At 64.2% G+C, this 16,859-nt stretch carries 13 protein-coding genes; 6 read left to right on the plus strand and 7 right to left on the minus strand.

Annotated elements, in window-relative coordinates:
* Position 1: 1 nt before the first annotated feature.
* Positions 2-1,591 carry a GAF domain-containing sensor histidine kinase gene (locus tag JWS14_RS14675; RefSeq protein WP_206013607.1) on the minus strand — a complete coding sequence of 530 codons (1,590 nt, stop codon included), beginning with the start codon at positions 1,589-1,591 and terminating at the stop codon, positions 2-4.
* 126 nt (positions 1,592-1,717) lie between these two features.
* On the opposite strand from JWS14_RS14675, the gene JWS14_RS14680 reads away from it, so the two are divergent.
* The 3 genes from JWS14_RS14680 to yddG all read left to right on the plus strand — a co-directional run bounded on the left by JWS14_RS14680 (position 1,718) and on the right by yddG (position 4,998).
* Positions 1,718-2,608 (plus strand): carbon-nitrogen hydrolase family protein, encoded by an 891-nt coding sequence (locus JWS14_RS14680; RefSeq protein ID WP_206013608.1) that lies wholly within the window; start codon positions 1,718-1,720, stop codon positions 2,606-2,608.
* A 68-nt stretch (positions 2,609-2,676) separates the two neighbouring features.
* Positions 2,677-3,597: a polysaccharide deacetylase family protein gene (locus tag JWS14_RS14685; protein WP_072937065.1), complete on the plus strand. Its 921-nt coding sequence runs from the start codon at positions 2,677-2,679 to the stop codon at positions 3,595-3,597.
* A 342-nt stretch (positions 3,598-3,939) separates the two neighbouring features.
* Positions 3,940-4,998, plus strand: a complete 1,059-nt coding sequence (gene yddG, locus JWS14_RS14690) for an aromatic amino acid DMT transporter YddG (RefSeq protein WP_072937064.1) — start codon at positions 3,940-3,942, stop codon at positions 4,996-4,998.
* A gap of 251 nt (positions 4,999-5,249) precedes the next feature.
* Here the strand turns inward: yddG and JWS14_RS14695 are convergent, their stop codons facing one another.
* Positions 5,250-6,614 (minus strand): MFS transporter, encoded by a 1,365-nt coding sequence (locus tag JWS14_RS14695; protein ID WP_072937062.1) that lies wholly within the window; start codon positions 6,612-6,614, stop codon positions 5,250-5,252.
* 428 nt (positions 6,615-7,042) lie between these two features.
* Entirely contained in the window at positions 7,043-7,732 is a 690-nt protein-coding gene (locus tag JWS14_RS14700; RefSeq protein WP_072937061.1) for a GntR family transcriptional regulator, read from the minus strand.
* A 324-nt stretch (positions 7,733-8,056) separates the two neighbouring features.
* Here JWS14_RS14700 and JWS14_RS14705 point away from each other — a divergent pair, with 324 nt between their 5' ends.
* Positions 8,057-9,568 carry an aldehyde dehydrogenase family protein gene (locus JWS14_RS14705; protein ID WP_072937063.1) on the plus strand — a complete coding sequence of 504 codons (1,512 nt, stop codon included), beginning with the start codon at positions 8,057-8,059 and terminating at the stop codon, positions 9,566-9,568.
* 148 nt (positions 9,569-9,716) lie between these two features.
* Here JWS14_RS14705 and JWS14_RS14710 read toward each other — a convergent pair whose 3' ends face one another.
* Entirely contained in the window at positions 9,717-10,394 is a 678-nt protein-coding gene (locus tag JWS14_RS14710; RefSeq protein WP_206013609.1) for a GntR family transcriptional regulator, read from the minus strand.
* 193 nt (positions 10,395-10,587) lie between these two features.
* Here JWS14_RS14710 and JWS14_RS14715 point away from each other — a divergent pair, with 193 nt between their 5' ends.
* Positions 10,588-10,983 carry a WhiB family transcriptional regulator gene (locus JWS14_RS14715; protein ID WP_206013610.1) on the plus strand — a complete coding sequence of 132 codons (396 nt, stop codon included), beginning with the start codon at positions 10,588-10,590 and terminating at the stop codon, positions 10,981-10,983.
* Positions 10,984-11,048: 65 nt separating this feature from the next.
* Here JWS14_RS14715 and JWS14_RS14720 read toward each other — a convergent pair whose 3' ends face one another.
* Positions 11,049-12,503, minus strand: a complete 1,455-nt coding sequence (locus tag JWS14_RS14720) for an amino acid permease (protein ID WP_074933878.1) — start codon at positions 12,501-12,503, stop codon at positions 11,049-11,051.
* Between the two features lie 267 nt (positions 12,504-12,770).
* Here JWS14_RS14720 and JWS14_RS14725 point away from each other — a divergent pair, with 267 nt between their 5' ends.
* Entirely contained in the window at positions 12,771-13,910 is a 1,140-nt protein-coding gene (locus JWS14_RS14725; RefSeq protein ID WP_206013611.1) for a PucR family transcriptional regulator, read from the plus strand.
* Positions 13,911-13,980: 70 nt separating this feature from the next.
* Here JWS14_RS14725 and JWS14_RS14730 read toward each other — a convergent pair whose 3' ends face one another.
* Positions 13,981-15,330: an MFS transporter gene (locus tag JWS14_RS14730; protein ID WP_072937046.1), complete on the minus strand. Its 1,350-nt coding sequence runs from the start codon at positions 15,328-15,330 to the stop codon at positions 13,981-13,983.
* Positions 15,331-15,388: 58 nt separating this feature from the next.
* The gene (locus JWS14_RS14735; protein WP_206013612.1) at positions 15,389-16,720 is read right to left on the minus strand and encodes a flavin monoamine oxidase family protein; all 1,332 of its coding nucleotides are present in this window, start codon (positions 16,718-16,720) and stop codon (positions 15,389-15,391) included.
* Between the last annotated feature and the right edge of the window lie 139 nt (positions 16,721-16,859).

Raw genomic sequence — 16,859 nt, forward strand, 5'->3', positions numbered from 1 at the left:
CTCAACTTGATACCGCCTGATCGGAGCCGATCGGGAAGCTGGCCGTGACGGACAGTCCTCCCGACGGGGTGCGATCGAACCTCACCTCGCCGCCGACCTTGCGCGCTTCACGTTTCATGAACTCGATTCCGTAGTGGCCCTCGAAGGGTTCGTGTGCGTCGAAGGATCGACCGTCATCGCTCACCGACATGACGCACACCCCGGGGTGGACCTCGAAGGACATCGAACATCGGTCTCCCTTCGAATGATTCTCGGCGTTGAAGACAGCTTCCTGGCCCACCTTGCACATCGCCTCGCCGATGTCTGCAGGCACCCGCACGTGCATGCCCGCCCCGCTGACACCGCCCGACGAGAAGTCGGCAGTTCGGCTCATGCCCGACACACTCGGCACAGCGAACACTCGCTCCGCGACGTCTTCGAGGGTGCACTCACTCGCCCGTTCGCTCTGCAGGAGGTGACGCAGTTCGTCACGCACCAACGACATGCACTCGTCGAAACTCGCGCTGATGGACGCTGCACGCGATCGACTGTCACCGGTCGACTGGTATTCGAGTTCCTCTGCCGCGAAACCGATCTGGGTCAACCGGCGTACCAGATCGTCGTGGAGTGATTGCGCGAGCCGGGCACGTTCCTGGTCTCGAACGACCTCCCGCCGGCTCTCGTCCAGATTGGACCGGTCCAGACCCAGCAGTGCCGCGTTCGCGAAATCCGCCAGTACGCGTTCGTCGTCTTCGCTGTACGCGCGCGGCCGCCGGCTCGCGACGTAGAGCACCGCCTCGACGTTGCCGCCGTCACGGACGGGAACCGCCAGTGCCGAGTTGATTCCCTCGCCACGCGTCTCCTCGCGCATGGCGGCGCGAAGGTTGCGATCTTCCTCGTAGTTCAGCGAACGAATGGGGTGCCCGGTCTCACGCGCCGCCCCGCCGAGCCCCTCGCCCGACCCGACCCGGAGATCACGGAACGGGTCGGTGTTGATCCCCAGCGTTCGAGTGAAGACGAAGTAATTGTCATCGACCGGCAACGACAGATACGCGACATCTCCTTCGAGCAGATTGCGCGCGGCGGCGAGAGTGATGTCGAAAACGCGGTCCAGTGAGACGTCGGACGTTGCCGCGCGCGCGACAACCCGGTAGGCACGGTCGAGGTCGCGATGCCTGGTCTCGTGGACACGAGTACGGAGCGCGTCGATATCCCGAGCAAATCGCCGGACTGTCGCGAGCGTCTCCGCGTCCAGTGCGGCCGCCGACCCCAGGATCACCTCGCCGTGCCCGTGACCGTCCGCGAACGGGAGGATCAGTGCACGGTCGAAATCGAGTGAGACCGGGCGCATCAACGACGTGAGCCGCACGTGCCGGGCCGTGGCCGCGACAGGTGACCACTGGATGTTGCTGCGCACGGGTTCCTCCGACGTGAACACCGAGTTGCCCAACGGCTCCGATGCAATCACCCGCAGGGGCCCGCCACTCGGTGCGTAGATGATGACGGCCTCACGCGCCTTCATCGAGACACGGAGAAGCCGCAGCGGCTCGGCGAGCTCCTCCGCGAGCATCGAGAGCTTCCACCGAGGCGAATCTTCCGGGAGACCGACCATGTCATCGAATACTACGGAGATTCGCGTCGCTAGCCATATGGCTAGCCCAGGTCTAGCCGCCTTACGGCGCGTTCGTCGTTAGCGTGAATGCATCCGTAATGGTCGTCACAACCGAGGCAGGGTTCAATGTCAGATTCGATCACAATTTCCGCCGCGAGCTTCGCGATCCGTCCGGTGAGTAGTTTCGACGAGTTCGCCGACCATTCACGGGGACTCCTCGACCAGGCGGCCGGCAGCGACCTGGTTCTCTTCCCGGAGTTGTTCACGCTGGAGTTGTTCACCATCGCCGATTCGTGGCAAGACGATCCGGTCACCGAATTGACGCGTATCGGTGATTACACCCGGGAATACCGTTCTTTGTTCAGTTCGGAAGCGCGCAAGCGCAATCAATTCATCGCGGCGGGATCGCACCTGGAATATCGCGAAGACGGATACTACAACATCGCATACATTTTCGGCCCCGACGGGGAACAGTACGAGCACCGCAAGACGCATATCTTTCCTGCGGAGGCGGATTGGTCGACGAGGGAGGGCGACGACATGGACGTCTTCGAACTTCCGTTCGCCACGGTCGGTTTCAACGTCTGCTACGAGACCGAAATTCCCGAATGTGCGTCGTCGCTCGCCGAACAGGGCGCGGAGATAATTCTCTGTCCGTCGTACACCTTCACCGAGTACGGGTACTGGCGGGTGCGGCACTGCGCGCAGGCCCGCGCCATCGAGAACCAGGTCTACTTCGCGCACTGCGCCACCGGCGGCGCACCCGGTGGCCCCATCCCCAGCGGGTGGACCCAGAGTTCGATTCTCTCGCCCTGCGACCTCCCGTGGACCCCCTCCGGGGTCGTGGCGCAAGCGCCCGTAGCGAACACCGAGAATGTCGTCACAGGCGTCGTCGATCTCGATGTCCTGCGCCAGAACCGTCTCGACGGTGCCGCGACCACGTTCCAGGATCGCCGCCGGCGCGTGGAGTCCTACCGCCGCTGGCCTTCACACACCACCGCACGCCAGCTCGGCTAGGACGCTCCGCCGATCTCGACGAGCCTCACCCCACCACAAGCACGCAACCGATATCAGGAGAAGCGACAATGGGTCATCTCGAACTGCCCGCGGGCAAGAAGATTGCAGTCAATCTCGGAACCGACTTCGACGCACAGTCACTCTGGCTGGGCGGGTTCAACAAACCCAGCCCGTCCTTCATGTCGCGCGGCGAGTTCGGCGCCAAGGTCGGCGTCCCGCGCCTACTCGATCTCTACGCCCGCTACGACATCAAGACCACCTGGTTCACGCCCGGGCACACCGTCGACACGTTCACGAAGGAATGTGAACAGATCGCCGAGAAGGGTCACGAGTTCGGCCACCACGGGTATTTCCACGAGAACCCCACCCTGATCGACGCCGGGACCGAGGAGGAGCTGGTCGAGCGTGCCTTCGCCACCTTCGACAAGCAACTCGGTGTTCGTCCGACGGGGTATCGCTCGCCGTACTGGGACTACTCCGACAACACCCTGGACATCGTCGAGAAGATGGGGTTCAAGTACGACTCCTCCCTGATGGGCCGCGACCTCGAGGCATACCGTCCGCAGCGGTGGGCCATCGACTGGGAGAACGGCAACAAGCCCGGCAAGGCGAGCCACGTCCTCGAACTGCCGGTCAGCTGGTACCTCGACGACTTCCCGCCACTCGCCTGCATCACCGGAGTACAGGCCGGCCAGCAGGACAGTCGTACCGTCTTCGAACGCTGGCGCGACATCTTCGACTACGGCTATCAGAACGTCGAGGGTGCCGCGTTCGTCTCGTGTGTGCATCCGCAGATCGTCGGCCAGGCCCATCACATGATGTGGTACCAGAAGCTGATCGAGCACATGGTGTCCCACGACGGTGTCTGGTTCGCGACCACCGACGAGATCGCCGACTGCTGGGTCGATGACGAGGAGGACAAGCGGAACATGGAGCTTCCCGACATTCGGACCACGGCGCCGCGTCCGAGCTACTACCCCGACTTCTGATTCCGACCGAGAGTTCCGTGTGGCCCGCTCCCCGAGCGGGCCACACGGCGTTCCCGTGATGGCCACCGCTGATCATTCCTGCAGGTTGCACGCCTACCGACCACTGCGGCGCACGTCACCTTGTCAATTTTGTGATCACAGATTACATTCAGGTAAGAATCGCGTAACGGTCGGGTTCCCTCGCGCCGATGTACGCCGATTCGTGGTGCCCACGACAACTCGATCCACAGACCTCTCAGGTGTGCCGCGGGACGAACTCCCTCCTCGCCTGCACGTCACGGTGTTCGGGTTCGACAATCCCTGAGCTCAGCACGAAGGAGGATCATCTTGGCAAGAGTGGCGATGACTGGCCGGAACGCAACCTTGGCCGGCCTGGCAGCGATTGTGTTGTGGAGCACCATGGTCGGCATGATCCGACTGGTCACCGAGAGTCTCGGCGCCATCGGCGGCGCGGCCATGATCTACACGTGCTGCTCCGTTTTGTTGTTCCTCACCGTCGGGTGGCCCAAACTTCGCGAGTTCAACCGCGTCTATCTGCTGACCGGTGCGCTGATGTTCGCCGGATACGAAGTGTGCTTCGCTCTCGCGATCGGACTGGCAACCGACGCGCGCCAGGCGATCGAGGTCGGCATCGTGAACTACCTGTGGCCGTGCCTGACAGTCCTGTTCGCCATCCTGTTCACCGGTCAGAGATCCTCGCTCTTGTTCATCCCCGGCATCGGGTTGTCCATTGCCGGGATCGCACTGGTCCTCGGCGGTGACGCCGGACTCGACCTGCCCGGGACCATCGAGAACATTCGCACGAATCCCCTCAGTTACGCCCTCGCACTCCTGGGTGCCGTCATCTGGTCCGCGTATTGCACCGTGACAAAGCTGTTCGCCAAGGGCAACAACGGGATTACTCCGTTCTTCATGCTCACCGCAGCATCGTTCTGGGTCCTGTACCTGTTCAGTGACACCGAACCCCTCCACCTGACGCTGACCGGGGTGGTAGCGACACTGGTAGCGGCATGCGCCATCGGCTTCGGCTATGCCCTGTGGAATGTGGGCATTCTTCACGGAAACATGACCTTGCTCGCTGCCGCTTCCTACTTCACACCGGTACTGTCGGCTGCGTTCTCTTCGCTGATGTTGGCTACCGCGCTCGGAGTCACCTTCTGGGTCGGTACCGCGATCGTGTGCGTCGGAGCAACGGTGTGCTGGGTCGCAACGCGCGAACCGAAGAAGGCCGGCGAAATTACTCCTCCAGCACCGGCGACGTCCGACAGCACCGTCACAGAGGAACGACCGCGGGATCGTGCGTCAGTGCGCGTCAGCGGTCGACGTCACTCGTCGCGAGGCCCGAGCGCGCTGGAAATTCGCCGGCGCAAGCACGAAGCCGACGCGATCGACACCCACTGACTGTCGCTGACCTTTACGTCACCGAGCCATCGTCGCCGTCCGCGACGATGGCTCGGTGACGTTGGTCGTCAGGGCGAAGCGATAGGCCTTCCCGACTGCTCGCAAGTTGACCGTCGGAGTGGTGCCGTATGCCCTGTCACCGCAGAGACACCGAATCCCGCAGCAAGCGTTCGCCGGTCGAGTGCCGGCCTGTACGGTGCGGCACTGCCGGGAAAGTCCATGAGGCACACGAGAATAGTGCCGGGGTTCTGCTACACGGAGATCGTCTCCGCGGGGGCGGGCGACTTGGCCGTCTGACCGAGCCCGGCGCTCTCGGAGAGGGACAGCCCCCGGGTCTCGGGTGCCCACATCTGGGAGATCACGGCACCGAAGAGGGTGACGCCGGCAGCGATCAGCATGGTGACGCCGATGCCGAGGCTACTGAGGGACAGCGGCACCAGGAACGTGCCGATCGCAGCGCCGATGCGACTGAGCGAGGACGCCAATCCGACTGCGGAACCGCGGACTTCGGTGGGGAACAGCTCGTTCGGGTACACCCACTGCAGGATCTGGGAGCCGCCGATGAGGACCGCGTAGGCGGCGAAGAGAACCATGATGATCGCGCTCGGCGCTCCGGGGAAGATTCCCAGCAGCAGCAGGGCCAGACCCGACCACACGAAGCTGTGGATCAGCAGCGGGCGCCGGCCCATCCGGTTGACCAGCAACAGCGCGAAGACACAACCGACCATGAACAGGATGGTGATGGCGGCGGATCCGATGTGTGCGGCGTCGCCCTCGAGTTTGAGGGCACCGAGGATGGCCGGGGCGAAGGCATAGACGGCGAACAACGGAACCACCGAGCAGGTCCAGAAGAGGGTGATGAAGGCCATCCGCTTGCCGTAGCCGGAGCGGAGGAGTTCCTTGACGCCGACGTTGGTCTCTTCGTCCGCAGGAAGGTCGGCGACGGTGACACCGGGACCGTAGACCTTGAGCAGCACTTCGTTGGCCTTGTCGATCTTCCCCTTGCTGACCAGCCACCTGGGCGACTCCGGTGTGCCGACCCGGGCCACGACGATCAATACTGCGGGGAATGCGGCACTGGCGAGCATCCAACGCCACGCGTCGTCTCCGGCGGTTCGCGCCAGGACCTCGCCGACGACGTACGCTGCCGCCGCTCCGACGAACCACATGGTGACGAAGGCACCCAGCAACGGACCACGGTACTTACGCGGCGCGAACTCCGTCATCAGTGACGTGGCGATCGGGTAGTCCGCACCCACGGCCATGCCCAGGAGCAGCCTCAGAACAATCAACCAGACGACGCCCTCCACGAAGAACTGCGCCACGGAGCAGGCGATGATCGCAACCAGGTCGAGGGTGAACAGGACCTCCCGGCCGAAGCGGTCGGTCAGCCAACCGCCGGCAAAGGCGCCGAGCAGGATGCCGATCAGCGTGGACGCGGCGATCAGGCCCTGTTCGGCCGACGACAGGTTCCACTGGCCCGAGATCTGCACCATCGCGACACCGATGATCGAGAGGGCGTAACCGTCGAGGAACGGCCCTCCCGAGGAGAACACCGCTAACTTCTTGTGAAATGTGGACAGTGGCGCGTCGTCCAACGGGTTGGTCGTCGTCATCTCGGACTCCTTGTTGACATACCTTGCCGACCCGGACCTGATGCGGCATTCCTCGGTGGCGATATCGAGGTGGTCGGATGTTGATTCAATTCCTGTTGAGACACATAGCGATTCGAGAACACGTGATTCTCGACCCGAGGCCGTGCCGGCGACCCGGCGATACGAGCTGGCTTCGTTCACTACTTCCCGCACCCGCTGGTGTGATGTGCGTCTCGTCACAGAACAATAATATGTAATCACAGATCACACAACCCCTGGGCGTGCTTCCACCCCGATGACACAGCGGGACAGCCGATCGCTCACCCGGCCGCGGGCCCACCACCTTCGGCGGTGCGACCTTCCGGCCGTGGTTACTCGGGGGTCATACCGGCCCGAGGGTGCACTCCTCGACGGCGATTCGCGCCGACGGCGTAGAGGTGTGTTTCGCGCTAGCCGGCGTCTGCCGACGCGGCCTGCTCGGTCGCCAGGAGCGCTTTGATGCGGTCGGTCGCGTCGAGGAGCGATTCCTCGTTGACCGCGGCCGCGGATTCACCCGAGCGATCCCGGGCAGCAGCAACGAGGCGCTCCTGGAATCGCCACAGCGGGTCGTCTCCCCCGGAGTCCAGGCTTCCCTGCGCGCCCACGATCTTGTAGGCCCGGCAGTGGTTCCACAGGTTGCGGATCGTCTGCAGAAGAACAGGATTCGCGGCGGCCTCGTACAGGATCGACAACAGGGCCTCGTCGTGGTCGAGAAGGGCGACCACGCGTCCCTCGTCGACGGCGGCGCGCATCAGCGTGAACTCGGCTTGCATCCGGTCGCAGTCCTCGGCGCTGATCCGCTGTGCGCCGAGCCGGGCGGCCTCCACCTCGAGCAGCCGGCGCACGTCGTAGACGTGCACCAACTCGGCGAGGGTCAGGCCTTTGACCACCGCCCCCCGGTGGGGCACGCGTTCGGCCAGGCCGGCTTCCTCGAGTCGGCGGATCGCCTCGCGCACCGGCATCACGCTGGTTCCCACCTGCTCGGCGAGATCACGCACGCGCAGGCGGGCACCGGCAGGCAGATCACCGTTCATGATCGACTCGTGAATCATCGAGTAGACCTGATCGGTCAGAAGTGTCGGCTCGGCGCGCTTGGACATGACCACAGATCACATATTAACCGGCGATCGGACCTCCCCCGGCGGCCGGCGACCTCGGATCGGTAATACGCGCTGTCGGAGCAGCAGCAGCACATGGCGCTTTCCGGGCGTTTTCGGGCGACCGAAAACAGCCTCACCCTTGTGTGATCTGTGATTACATTTTAGTCTGGTGCGAGACGCAGACGCCGCAGCAGCACGCCCACCTCAGGCGATCCCCGAATACACGCCATTGCACCCGCACTATTCATGCCCGCCGTAATCGGCCCGGGATCCACAACGGACCGGGCCTGCAGCTCGAGTTCCACGATCATGGAGGTACCTCTGATGTCCATCTCTACTCCCGTCGAGGACGTGACGGTACGCCGTGCACCCGGCTCGGCGCCGCTGATCACGGCGGCCGATCTTCCCCCTACCTCGCATTTCGTCGACGGCGCCTTCGACGATGCTGCTCCCGGCGACGTGTTCGATGTGATCGACCCCAGCGCGGAGAACGTCATCGCCCAGATCCCGCAAGGCACCACCGCGGACGTCGACCGTGCGGTGAGCGCCGCCGCAGCGGCCGCGGAAGCCTGGGCACGCGTGGTACCCAAGGAGCGGTCGGAGGTGCTGCACAAGATCGCCGACCGGCTCGCAGCCAACGCCGACCTGCTCGCCCGGCTCGAATCCGCGAACGCAGGAAAGCCCCTGGCCGTCTCCCGTGACGACGTCGACGGCACCATCGACACCTTCCGCTTCATGGCCGGCGCTCTGCGCGCGACCACGTCCATGGCCGCCGGCGACTACGTCGAGAACCACCTGTCGGTGATCCTGCGCGAACCCCTCGGAGTGGTCGGAGTGGTCACCCCGTGGAACTACCCCCTGCTGATGGCCGCCTGGAAGATCGCCCCCATCCTCGCAGCCGGCAACACCCTGGTGATCAAGCCGTCGGAGCAGACCCCGCTGACAACCCTGAAGTTCGCCGAACTCGTCGCCGACCTGCTGCCCGCCGGAGTGCTGAACGTGGTCACAGGCCGCGGCTCGGTCGTCGGCGCCCGGCTCGCCGAGCACCCGGACGTGGACATGATCGCCCTCACCGGGTCGGTGGGCAGTGGCCGCGCCGTCGCCCGCGGCGCCGCCGAGACCCTCAAGCGGGTCCACCTCGAACTCGGCGGCAAGGCGCCGGTCGTGATCTTCGCCGACGCCAACCTCGAGGAGGCAGCTGAATCGCTGCGGGTCGCGAGCTTCTGGAATTCCGGGCAGGAATGCGGCGCGGCGTGCCGCGTCCTGGTCCACGAGTCGGTCGCCGACAAGTTCGTCGAACTCTTCGTCGCTCAGGTCCGCGAACTCGCCATCGGCGAACCCGGCTCCGGGGACGACATCGAGATCGGGCCCCTGGTCTCCAAGGCTCATTTCGATCGCGTCGTCGGATACCTCGATCGCGCCGCCCAGCAGGGCATCCGGGTCGCCATCGGCGGAACGGCACTGGCCGGTACCGGCTACTTCGTGGCACCGACGGTGCTCGTCGACGTCCCCGACGGCGCCGAGTGCTCCCGTGAGGAGATCTTCGGACCCGTCGTCACCGTCGAGACCTTCACCGACGAGGACGAGGCCGTGCGCCGCGCCAACGACGTACCCGTCGGCCTGTCCGCGTCGGTCTGGACCGAGAACGCGCGCCGCAGTCACGACATCGCTGCGCGGCTGGATTCCGGTACCGTCTGGGTCAATTCACACCTGGTGCTGGCCAACGAGGTCCCGTGGGGTGGATTCAAGGGTTCCGGTTACGGCCGCGACCTGTCGATCTACGCCCTCGACGACTACTCCCGCACCAAGCACGTCATGCACAACCACAGTCGCTGATTCGATCGGCACCACGAACCGACGTCGACGGTGCCGATCGAGTCCTGCCATGCCGCCCATACGGTCATCCGTGTGGGCGGCACGCTCGTGCCTGGATCCGGGTTCCAGCGGTGAAATCCCGTGGCGGTCCGTCGATGTGCTCGGAAAATCAGGTGGATAGCGGATCGAGAATTCCGTGCACGGTGGAGCGAGAAGTGCGGCACACGTGCTCGAGAATGCGGAATGCGCTGTCGCCGTCGCGGGTTTCGACTGCAGCGACGAGGTCGGCGAGATAGCTCCACCGGGACAGTCCGTGCCCGACGGCGTCGCGCACCCAGAGGTTCTTGTAGGGGCGGCAGGTGTCCCACATGCCCTGGATCAGCCCGGTGAGAACCGGATTGTTTCCGGCGGAGTACAACGCCGACAGCAGCAGTTCGTCCTGAGCGACGGCTCCTGCGATGTCGCCGTGCGCAGCCGCGCTCTCCAGCAGCCGCCAGTGCTGTCTCATCGTCTCGACGGCCGCGTCGTCGGCCAGGACGGCGCCCCGGCGCGCGGCATCGGGCTCGAGCATGATGCGCACGTCGTACACGTATTCGAGTTCGTCGATACTCAACTCCCGCACCGACGCTCCCCGGTAGGGCTCCGTGACGATCAGACCCGCCTGCTCGAGCCGCCGGAACGCCTCCCGGACCGGCATCACGCTGGTGCCCACCAACGCGGCGACCTCCCGGATCCGCAGCTGCGTCCCCGGCGCCCAGTGACCCTGCGCGATGTGCCCGCGCAGGGTCTCGTATACCCGGTCCGCAAGCAAGTTCGACGAAGAACTGTGCGGTGGAGTCGTTTTCATCTCCCGTAGAACGAGAGTATTCGGCCTGCCCATGAGGACCTCCGAGTTGTGGCGAGATCGCCGGAGAGAGGTCACCGACGGTTACACCCACCCTAGCATCCCTTGTGATCACAGATCGAATCCATTGACGGGTGGGTGTGATCCCGGCTACGGTCATCGATAGCGTGAAAGACCGAATAGAAGCGGAGAAGTCATGAGCGCGTCTCTGACAGCGCACCCGTACGCACCCTCGACGGAAATGTGGGACTGGCAGTTGCATGCCCGCTGCCGAGACATGGACACCGACCTGTTCTTCTCCCCCGAGGGCGAAACACGGCAGGCTCGACGCTATCGCGAAGAGTTCGTCACCCAGATCTGTCACTCCTGCCCGGTCGTGTCCGAGTGCCACACGTACGCCCAGACAGTTCGTGAGCCGTACGGGATCTGGGGCGGCGCGACCGAGGCCGATCGCCGATTCTCGACCGCCCGCACGCCGCGGCAGCAGCCCCGACCGAGCACCGCAACCGGAAGCGCCGCACGACGTCTGACCGTATCCTCCCGCCACCCGAGGCCCGGACGGCAAGAGCCCTCCGAGAACGCAGCAGACTAGGCGGGGTCACGTAGCGCATGTCTCTGGGCCGGAGCAGCGTGCTCCGGCCCAGAGGAATCCCGCGACTACCGGTCGCTCGGCAGCGCGTACGACGCCTCGGTGTCGAAGTCTGGTTCCTTATCGATGTTTCCGCCTTCGACGGAACCGGCCGGCGTACGCCCGGGGCCGAACTTGCGCCGAGCCTGGTATGCGATCAGGGTGACGGCGAGGGCACCCAGGCTGAGGGAGATCTGCGATCGCGTGGATTCGACGAAGAACATCGAGATCAAGACCGCGAGGATACCGACGACCCCGAGGATCGAGAGGTACGGGAAGAGCCACATCTTGAAGCGGAGTTCGCGGGCCTTCTCCCGGCCGAGCATTGACCGGAGTTTGATCTGGGAGAGCGCGATCATCAGGTAGACCATCAAGATGGTGGCGCCCGACGCGTTGACGATGAACGCGAACGCCGTCGTCGGCGAGAAGTAGTCGAGCGCAACGCAGCCCAGCCCGACGCACAACGCGGCCAGCAGCGCCCCGCGGGGAACTCCGTTCTTGTCCACCCGAGCGACCGAACGCGGTGCGTCGCCCTGATTGGCCAGCACGAACATCATGCGCGAGGCGGTGTAGAGACTCGAGTTCAGGCAGGACAGCACCGCAACCAGGACCACCGCGTTCATGATGTCCGGGCCGCCCGGGATACCCATGACGTTCAAGGCGTCGACGAAGGGCGACTGGCCGACCTTGATGGAAGTCCAGGGGACGATGATCGCCAGGAGAAGGACGGAGCCGAGATAGAACACTCCGACACGGCCGATCACGGAGTTCGCGGCCTTGGCAACCGACTTCTCGGGTTCTTCGGACTCTGCCGCCGCGATCGTGGCGATCTCGGGGCCGACCATGGAGAAGACCGCGACGACGACACCGGAGAGAACGACCGTCCATCCGTTCGGTGCGAATCCCCCGTGATCGGTCAGGTTGGAGACGTCCGCGCTGTGCCCCGGCCACAGGCCCACCACGAAGCACGCCCCGATTGCGAGGAACGCGATGATCGCGGCGACCTTGATGCCGGCGAACCAGTACTCGAACTCACCGAAATTGCGCACCGACCGAAGGTTGGTGGCGACCATGGCGAGCAGCAACGCCGCCGCCATGGGCCACGAGGGGAGATCTATCCACCGCTGCAGGAGTTTTCCGCCGATCACGGCCTCGGCCCCGGCGACGACTACCCAGAAGAACCAGTACAGCCACCCGGTGGTGAAACCCGCGCGGTGCCCGAACGCCTTACGCGCGTATCCGGCAAAGGACCCCGTCGACGGGTCTGCCACGGCCATTTCGCCGAGCATGCGCATGACGAGAATGACTACGAGACCGGTGATCGCGTAGGAGAAGATTGCGGCGGGGCCCGAGGAGTTCAGCAGCGCGCTGGAACCGACGAACAGTCCGGCGCCGATGACGCCGCCGATAGCAATCATCGTCAGGTGACGTTGCTTGAGGCTCTTCTGCAGGGCGGGTGACGGGTTCTTATCCAAATCAGACATCGGCAGCTCTCACGATCGATTCGACACACGTGGACGCGGGGAGGTCTGTCCGCATCCGCCGAGCGAGACTTCCACTCGCCCAGCGACTTCGATCAAACCTGGCGGCAGCAACGCATCCGCCCAGGCGATGATCACGTCCCGTGTCTGGATGTGATCCATATAACACCCCCGAGGTGCTCCGCGACTATCGACAGATGCCAGAAGTATGCAGGTGTACGTCAGACATATGGATGATCAACAAACTGGCCGCATGTTAATATATTAGTTATGAATCAGATCGGCCGGGGTGTTGCCATTGCGAGCGTCGACGACTTCATGGCACGCACGCGCCGGCACCTGGGGGCGTCCGTAGTGCTGCTCGACAGCGATTTCGAGATGATCGCGTACAGTGCCCGGTCGATCGCAATGTCACAAGATCACTCACAGTCGGTCGTCAGGCAAGCGACCGATGCGGACACCCGCAACTGGATCGTCGATTGCGGAATCACCTACGCCACCAGGCCGGTTCGAACACCGGCGAACAGGAATACCGGCTCGAAGGCACGAATCTGCCTCCCCGTCCGGCACGGAGGAAAAACGTACGGGTTCGTGTTCGTCCTGCCGGACGACGACGCATCGATCTCCGACCATGAACTCGAAGAATTGATGCCGCTCGCGGCCCAGGCGGGCGCGCTGCTCGCCGCCGACGCATCGGGGAACGGACACCTGGCAGGGGCGTTTGCGGACCTGCTCGAAGGCGATCCGGACAGGTCTTCGGCTGCCGCCGAGCATCTCCGGGCGTCGGGCGACGTGTCCGACGCCGAATTCACGATGCTCGCAACGGACCACGACGCGATCGATCGACGGCCGGGCGTCACCGCGGTGCCGATGGGACGACTCACGGCAGTATTTGTAACGCACCGTGATTCACCGTCTGCTGCACTTCGCTCAGCTGTCGACAGCTACACCGCCGAGGGAAGCGTCGTCGGAGTCGGGGGAACCTACTCGGACCTTCGGGATGCCAGGAAGAGTTGGCGGCAGGCAAGGCTGTGCCTCGACGTCATCGCACTCGAGCCCTCCAAGGGGCCGGTGGCGTACTGGGATCAGCTCGGCGTGTATCGGCTGGCCGCAATCGCATCCGCGGAGCTCATCGCCGAAGCGGTCATCACCCCTGCGGTCAGGGCGCTGTTCGAGCACCGGAACCGAGACCTTCTCTCCACCGCGGAGACCTTCTTCGACAATGGTGGCGACATTGCCGCGACGACCGATGCTCTGAGCATTCATCGGCAGACCCTCTACTACCGGCTACGTCGAATTCAGGAACTCACGACGCTGGATCTGTCGATCGGCCAGGACCGCTTGGAGTTGCACGTCGGCCTCGCGCTGGGAAGGCTCGTCGGGGGTCCGGGAACGTCGAATCGCTCGTAGCCGTGAGGTACCCGGACGCTCGGTGAGCGCCCGGGTACCTGCGAATCGTCTCTGCCCTGCCGGCTGGGAGTCAGGCGGTAGGTAGCGTCGTGCGTGTGGTGGTGCTCAGTGCGGCGCTTTCCGTCAGTGCCATTCCGCGGGTCTCCGGTGCCATGACCTGTGACAAGACCGCGCCGAGGAGGGTGATGGCGGCCGCGATGAGCATCGTGGGGCCGATGCCGATACCGCTGAGCGACAGCGGCACCAGGAACGTGCCGACCGCGGCGCCGATGCGACTGAGCGAGGAGGCCATTCCTACCGCGGAACCCCGGATCTCAGTGGGAAACAGCTCGTTCGGGTAGACCCACTGCAGGATCTGACTGCCGCCGATGACCACCGCGTAGATCGCGAACAGCGCCATGATGATCACGCTCGGTGCTTCGGGGAACAGTCCGAGGATCAGGAGAGCGAGTCCGGACCACAGGAAGCTGTGGATGAGGAGGGGTCGCCGGCCCATCCGATTCACCAGAAGCAGCGCGACGACGCATCCGACCAGGAACAGGATCGTGATCACGGCCGACCCGAAGTGTGCTGCATCGCCTTCGAGCTTCAGTGCCCCGAGGATGGCGGGTGCGAACGCGTAGACAGCGAACAGCGGCACGATCGAGCAGGTCCAGAACAGCGTGATGAAAGCCATCCGCTTTCCGTATCCCGATCGCAGGAGATCCTTGACGCTGACGGTGCCGTCTTCCCTCGGGAGGTCTGCGATGCTGACGGTGGGTCCGTAGACCTTCCGCATCACTTCGTTCGCTTCGTCGATCTTTCCCTTGTTCGCCAGCCAGCGGGGGGACTCGGGTGTTCCGACCCGGGCGAGGACGATCAGAGTCGCAGGCACTGCGGCACTGGCCAGCATCCAACGCCACGCGTCTTCGTGTCCCGTTCGTGCCAGGAATTCTCCGACGACGTAAGCAGCTGCGGCGCCGACGAACCACATCGCGACGAACGCGCCGAGGAACGGACCCCGGTACTTGCGCGGCGTGAATTCGGTCAGCAGGGAGGTGGCGATCGGATAGTCCGCACCTACGGCCATACCTATCAGCAGGCGCAGAATGATCAGCCACACGACGTCTTGGACGAAGAATTGAGCCACGGAGAACACGATGATGGCGACCAGGTCGATCGTGAACAGAATCTCACGTCCGAACTTGTCGGTCAGCCATCCACCGGCATAGGCGCCCAGCAAGATTCCGATCAGCGACGAGGCACCTACCAGGCCCTGTTCGACGGACGACAGGCTCCACTGATCCGCGAACTGCACCATCGCGACACCGATGATCGACAAGACGTAGCCGTCGAGAAACGGTCCGCCCGAGGAGAACAGCGCTAGCTTCTTGTGGAATCTGGACAGTGGCGCATCGTCCAAAGGGTTGATCGTCGTCATAACGAGCTCCTCGTCAGTGATGGTGTTCTGAAGTCGGTGTCGGGCCGGCGAGCGTCGGTCAATTGTTCGAGGAGGCAACGGAGGCCCGGATCAAGGAAGCGACACGTTCTGCTTCCGTGTACGCCCCGTGGGTCCCCGCGGTCTCGGACGTGTAGTCCCCGGCGAAGTGGATCGAGCCCACCGATCGCTGGAGTTCGCCCAGATTCGCGGCGCGATCGGGTCCGAGTAGCGCAAAGCAGTGTTCCCAGGTGCGTGCGTGAACGCCGGTGATCCTTCCTCTGAGCTGCGGCGCAACGGTCAAGAAGCTCTCCACCCAGTCGGCGACGCGGGCCTCGTCTTCGGCGAACCCCGGCTGGAACCCGGTGGAATTCCCGTAGCAGGTGAATTGCACTCTGCCCGCGGCCCAGTTGGGTCCTACCCGGCCCGGGGTCGGGTTGATGATCGCGTCGAACGGCATTCCGGCGGTCACGATGAACGCCCAGTCTTCGATGCCGGACAGGCCGTCGATATCGGCGACGATATTGAGCGTGGTGCTGCCGGGAGTGTCGAAGCTGCTGAGCGCGTCGGTCTTCCATGTCGGTAGATCACTGAAGACGGTGGGAACCAGAGGGGCAGGCAGCGTCGATACGACATGACGGGTCAGGAGTGTTCCCACTCCCTCCGGGCCGGTGAAGCTGACCTCGTAAGCGTCCTGCTCGTCCTTGAAGGCGACACCGGTGACCACGGTGTCGAACCGAACGGTGTCCGCAGGCAGGTGGCCGTGCATCGCCCTGGGGATGGCCTGCATGCCGCCGAGCGCGAAGGATCGGTTGCGCTTCTCTCGCGCGAGGTAGCTCGCGAAGTAGCGGAGGGCGTACTTCGCCGACAGCTTGGCCGGGTCTCCGACAGCCCCGCCGCGCAGAGCGGCGTCGATGATCTGACGTACGCCGGGTTGCAGTCCGCTGAGCCGGTCGGCGATCGTCTCGGTAGCCAGACCCTGATCGTCCTGGTCCAGCACGCCGTTGCTCGTGTGCTCGTTGTATTCGAGCAGGGCACTGTCGAAAAATTCGCTCAACTCCGCCTTTTCGGAGTCGGTCAGATCCAGACGTGCGACGAGGTCTTCGTTGGTCTCGGCGACGATCGTCTTGCCGTTGACATGGATTCCGTACGTCGCGGGTTCGAACGGTACGACGTCGAGCGCGAGTTCGGTGGCAAGTTCTTCGGTCCGGGTGTTCCTGTAGATGAACAGTGCACCGGAGTTCGCACTCGCCCCCGCGAGATCTACCGTGTTCGACCTTCCTCCCACTTCACCGGTTGCCTCGAGCACGCAGATATCCAATTTCAGGTCTCGAAGAAAGTAGGCCGTGGCCACTCCCGCTGTACCGCCACCAACGACGATCACGTCGTACATGCATGTCTCCTGAAACCGAAGTAGTGAAGTTGACTGCTGCAGCGAAGGCCAACTTGCTCGACCTCGAAGTTGGGAATCCGACAACGGCGGCGGACGTCCACAAAGCTGCATGCGTCACAACGTCTTTGGCGATTGCCCA

It is taken from the genome of Rhodococcus koreensis (genome assembly GCF_017068375.1).
Lineage (GTDB): Bacteria > Actinomycetota > Actinomycetes > Mycobacteriales > Mycobacteriaceae > Rhodococcus_F > Rhodococcus_F koreensis.